The organism is Kitasatospora sp. NPDC004289 (assembly GCF_053602875.1).
In genome coordinates, this window is sequence record NZ_JBSGEL010000155.1 from 1 (window position 1) to 4,432 (window position 4,432).

The 4,432-nt window shown below is 68.1% G+C and carries 5 protein-coding genes and 1 rRNA gene; 4 read left to right on the forward strand and 2 right to left on the reverse strand.

What is annotated here, in order from left to right; genetic code table 11:
* Positions 1–712: 712 nt before the first annotated feature.
* Positions 713–853, forward strand: a complete 141-nt coding sequence (locus tag ACWEPF_RS39525) for a hypothetical protein (RefSeq protein WP_452176473.1) — start codon at positions 713–715, stop codon at positions 851–853.
* Between the two features lie 625 nt (positions 854–1,478).
* Here ACWEPF_RS39525 and ACWEPF_RS39530 read toward each other — a convergent pair.
* Positions 1,479–1,922 (reverse strand): SUKH-3 domain-containing protein, encoded by a 444-nt coding sequence (locus tag ACWEPF_RS39530; RefSeq protein ID WP_452176474.1) that lies wholly within the window; start codon positions 1,920–1,922, stop codon positions 1,479–1,481.
* Positions 1,923–2,110: 188 nt separating this feature from the next.
* On the opposite strand from ACWEPF_RS39530, the gene ACWEPF_RS39535 reads away from it, so the two are divergent.
* The 3 genes from ACWEPF_RS39535 (at position 2,111) to ACWEPF_RS39545 (ending at position 4,212) form a co-directional block, all read left to right on the forward strand.
* Positions 2,111–2,623 carry a hypothetical protein gene (locus tag ACWEPF_RS39535; RefSeq protein ID WP_452176475.1) on the forward strand — a complete coding sequence of 171 codons (513 nt, stop codon included), beginning with the start codon at positions 2,111–2,113 and terminating at the stop codon, positions 2,621–2,623.
* A 114-nt stretch (positions 2,624–2,737) separates the two neighbouring features.
* The gene (locus ACWEPF_RS39540) at positions 2,738–3,268 is read left to right on the forward strand and encodes an ATP-binding protein (protein ID WP_452176476.1); all 531 of its coding nucleotides are present in this window, start codon (positions 2,738–2,740) and stop codon (positions 3,266–3,268) included.
* 377 nt (positions 3,269–3,645) lie between these two features.
* Positions 3,646–4,212, forward strand: a complete 567-nt coding sequence (locus ACWEPF_RS39545) for an SMI1/KNR4 family protein (protein WP_452176477.1) — start codon at positions 3,646–3,648, stop codon at positions 4,210–4,212.
* 136 nt (positions 4,213–4,348) lie between these two features.
* Here ACWEPF_RS39545 and rrf read toward each other — a convergent pair.
* Positions 4,349–4,432: ribosomal RNA gene (rrf, locus tag ACWEPF_RS39550) — 5S ribosomal RNA — on the reverse strand; the annotation flags it as partial.

The window sequence follows — 4,432 nt, forward strand, 5'->3', positions numbered from 1 at the left end:
ATATCTGGCGTTGACTTTTGGCACGCTGTTGAGTTCTCAAGGAACGGTGGCTTCCTTCGGTCCGCCTTCCAGCGGGCCCTCCGGGCGCTTCGTTCTTTCGTGTTCTTAGCTTACCAGATGTTTTCCGCTCCGTTTCCGGCGCTTCGTTCATCCAAGTCGCTTGCGTCTTCTGCGACCTGACGGCCCGTCCGACGTTTCAAACCTTAGCCGATCCCCGCTCCGAAAAGCGAATCCGCCTCGACCTTCCGAATTCGCGCACGACAATTCGCACTGACCCTCGACAAGGCGTGGACCAGCTCGAATGAGAAGTGGTGTTTCAAGAGATCGGCCACCCCGGGACCGTCCGTGCAGAGCGCGCGTCCGGTTCTCCCTGTCAGGCAGCTCGAAGAACACTAGACCTCTCTGCCCATGACGTCAACCTCAGGTCGGCTGCCGCCGGAGCCACACATCCGCCCCGCAAGCGGGCCGGCGCAACGCGCAGTCGGCACCGAGAACGACCGCCTGCTCGGGCGGCTCCCGCAGCCGCACCACCACCGTCAGTACCTGCCCCACCGGGAGCCCTGGCGGCGCCGGGCGAGCGGCGGACCAGTCGACGGCGTCGACGCCACCTGTTCCACCTATCCCCCTCGACGGGCCCAACATCGGCGCCCTTCCCTTAGCGGTCGCGCGGGCTGCCGGCTGCCGAACCTCCGAGCTCTATCCCGGCGAGGCCATGACCGACACCCGCGACACTGCGGTCACTGCGGATGCCGCCCGCACCATGCCGCACACCCTGCGCGGCATCGAGCTCGCATCGCCAACCGGCTGCGCGGACTGCTCACCCAGTTCGACCCGCACCTGGAACGCGTGCTGAGGCCCTGCTGGAGCGGTTCGACCCACCGTCCACCCTGCACAAAAGCCGGACGCCGTCGCCTGGTTGGTGTCACCCGGCCCTTGGCCCCGCGCATGGTCCAGCGCCTCGTCGAAGACGATCCTCGACGAGCAGACCGTCATCATCCCCAGCACCGAGGCGGCCGCTCTGACCGTGCCGAGCCGGCTCGCTGCGGGCCGTCCTGGACCAGCTCATGCTTCTGAAGAACCGGATCCAGGTACTGCCGTACGAGCACCTGCTGTCGAAGATCCATGCCTCGATGCCCGGTAGGGGATCTGCCAGCAGCACCACACGGCCCGCGGCCGGTCCGAACCCGAGCACCGGGTTTCCCCAGTCGCCTCCCCTGGTCATCCACGCGGGCTTGCCCGACCGACGCCCGATCAAGCCCAGGAAGCCGGACAGCGCGTCCGCGTCGGCAGGACGCGACGACACCGCCTCCGCCGAGAGCTACGGCACCAGGGCGTCGCCCTCCCAGTACTCCCACGCCCAGCCGCACGGACGAGCCCCACAGAGGCACCCCGGCACCCGCCCTGCGCTCTCACGATCAACCCACGCTCCGGCGAACACCCTTGACGGACTGTCGGTCTGGCCATGACGGACGCCGAGGTCAGCCGACCCTGTGTGCCATGGCCCCGAGGACGAGGCCGTCCATGCCTGTGGGAAGCCGCCCGAAGGTGGCCAGGCGCGCGGGTTGGACCACGTAGAGCTCACCGTGTTCGTCGATGCCGAGTAGCGCGAGGCCGTGGGCAAGCTCGCCGACGGGGAAGAGCCCAGCTCCTCTGACTTCGTTCCATGCCGTGAAGCGGTCCTCCTCACTGTTCCAGAGGTTCATGGGGTCCAGGTCGAACGCCTCACGAGCGCGCGTGATCCCGGCACCCTGTGAGGCGACCTGCAACCCGCCGAACTCGGCCAGGAACTCCTCGGCGGCTCGGTGCATCACCAGGCCGGTCTCCGCGAAACTCATGCGCCAGAGGCTGGTGTCCACGCGGCGCCCAGGCAACCAGCCCACCGAACGCAGGGTTTCCTGGGTGACCGGGTCGAGATCGCTCATGGCCGCACATCATCGTGCTGCCGGAGAATCCGCACAAGATCCCGCGCCTCGAACGCGGCACCAGCAGCCGGGCGCGCGGGAACGCCCAGAGGTAGCCGGCGCGCTGCGGGCGACAAGCAGTACCCCCGGCATGGTCGATATGCGCTGGCTGGTCGGGTCAAAGCCCTGGAAACTCATGTGCTGTGAACATGGGGATCTCTGGTTTCGAGCCGTCCTTCCTGATCGGGCTCGACGCCGTTCGGCAGGCGCACGGATCACGCCTGGCGGCGCTCGCCGGCAGACGGCTGACGGGGTTCGCGCTGGTGCGGTTCGCCGAGGACGGTGACTGGTTCGCCGACTGCCCGGTGGTGCTGGACTTCGACGGCCGCCAGGTCGAGGTCTGCCACTCGCAGCTCGACCTCCTCTCGATCGGCTGGGACACGCTCGACACCGCGGCGACGATCACCGGGTGGGAGTGGTTCGAGCTCACGCCACAGTGGTCCCACAGCGATGAGCGCCTGGAGCCGTTCGTCGGCCAGGAGCTGCGAGAGGTCGCGCTGCTCGAGTGGCAGCCGGCAGGCCGCGATCTGGCAGCCGGAACCGTGGCAGTGGAGTTCGCCTTCGCCGGCGGCTGCCTGCGGATCATCAACGGCCTGGACGAGAACAGCATCGAGGTCGGCGCCGCCTACCCGGACTACGTCCGGCACAGCCTGGGCCGCTGATCACCACGGCCGGCCCGGGAGTGCAGCCACCACGAGGGAGACGGCTTCCTCGGGTGTCTCGGTGCGCGCGACCAGCTCTCCGCCTCGGCGCCGCACCCCGTACAGCCGCTCATCGTGCGGGAGCAGGCCGTACCCCACCTGCCCACCCAGTGGCCGAACCCGGCCTGTCTGGTTCCTCTGTCCTCGAAGAACGTGGTCCTGCTCGGACCGCCCGGGCTCGGCAAGACCCAGCTGGCCATCCGCCTGGGAGTGAAGGCCGCCCATGCTGGCTACTCGGTCCTGTTCGATACCGCCGGCAACTGGATCACCCGCCTTTCGGACGCCCATCAAGCCGGGCGCCTGGAAGCCGAGTTGAAGAAGATCCGCCGCTACAAGCTGATCATCATCGACGAGGTGGGATACATCCCCCTTCGACCAGGACGCGGCGAAGCTGTTCTTCCAGCTCATCGCCTCACGCTACGGCAGGGCTGCGTGCTGGTCACCTCGAACCTGCCCTTCGGGCGCTGGGGAGAGACCTTCTCCGACGCCGTCGTGGCCGCGGCGATGATCGACCGCCTCGTCCACCACGCCGAGGTCCGCACTCTGACCGGCGACTCCTACCGGACCCGCCGGCGACGGGAACTCCTGGCCAAGGAGAACCGGTGAGGCCGCGCCTCACGCCGCCGGCCCCTCAGATGAATCGGTGGTGGCCGACGTCAGCGAGATCCGCACGGTCGAAGGCGGAGACGTTGGTGAGGTGACTGTCGAACGGGCCTACCTTCGTCACCGAGCTACCGCGGCGGTACGCGATCTGAAGACCGTGCTCGGGCTCGCGAGTCCCGAGCGCACTCGCACTCCACGGAGACGTAGACCTGCCGGTCGCGATGGGCGTCCTCCCGCTGGACCGTCGCGAAGCGGCAGAGGGCGTCGCCGAAGACGGGAACGGGGAGCAACGGGCTCACGTAGTCGCCAAGGTCAGCATCGACGGTCACGGGGCCAAGGCCATCGATCGGGACAGGGCCGGGCGGGGATACGGTTCGGGCGTGACTACTGATGCCGTCGCTCCGAGCGGGTCCTGGAACGGCGCCTCGGTGCGCGCACGAGTCGCCGCGATGGCCTTGGAGGACCCAGAGCATCGCCGCTTCGGTGCCACGCACCACGGGTACCGGCTTCAACCACCCCTGTCGGAGGAGGCGATCCGCACCTTTGAGCAACTGCACGGCGTCACCCTTCCCGCGTCCTACCGGGAGTTCCTGGGCACGGTCGCCGACGGTGGAGCCGGACCTCATTACGGACTGCTGGGCCTGACAGAGGAAGTGGACGACGAAGAGGCCCTTCACGACCTCCGGGCCGAGTGCCTGCGGCCTGGCTTCCTGGCCACCCCCTTCCCGCACATCACGGACCGGCCGGGACCGGGCCGGGGAGGCGACGCCGACTACTCGATCTCGGGAGCTCTGGTCCTCGGCGAGATCGGCTGCGGGACCTTCACCCTCCTCATCGTCACGGGCACGAACGCCGGACAGGTCTGGTTCGACGACCAGATCTGGGGCGGCCTGACCCCCGGACCGGACTTCCACGACTGGTACACCGCTTGGCTGGGATCTCCGTAGATCTCAACCGTGGCCTGAGTCGGTACGCCTAGCGCGGTGGCCTGCCGGCTCACGGGCAGACGGTGGGATTTCCGGGATCGGCCCGGAAATGCGAAAAGGCCCCCCGGCATAGCCGGGAGGCCTTCTCTGAATGATTGTTCGGCGGCGTCCTACTCTCCCACAGGGTCCCCCCTGCAGTACCATCGGCGCTGTGAGGCTTAGCTTCCGGGTTCGGAATGTA

Excerpts from the sequence above, each read along its gene's own strand:
- ACWEPF_RS39525 (WP_452176473.1), top strand. The coding sequence starts at position 713 with ATGACCGACACCCGCGACACTGCGGTCACTGCGGATGCCGCCCGCACC.
- ACWEPF_RS39530 (WP_452176474.1), bottom strand. The coding sequence starts at position 1,922 with ATGAGCGATCTCGACCCGGTCACCCAGGAAACCCTGCGTTCGGTGGGC.
- ACWEPF_RS39535 (WP_452176475.1), top strand. The coding sequence starts at position 2,111 with ATGGGGATCTCTGGTTTCGAGCCGTCCTTCCTGATCGGGCTCGACGCC.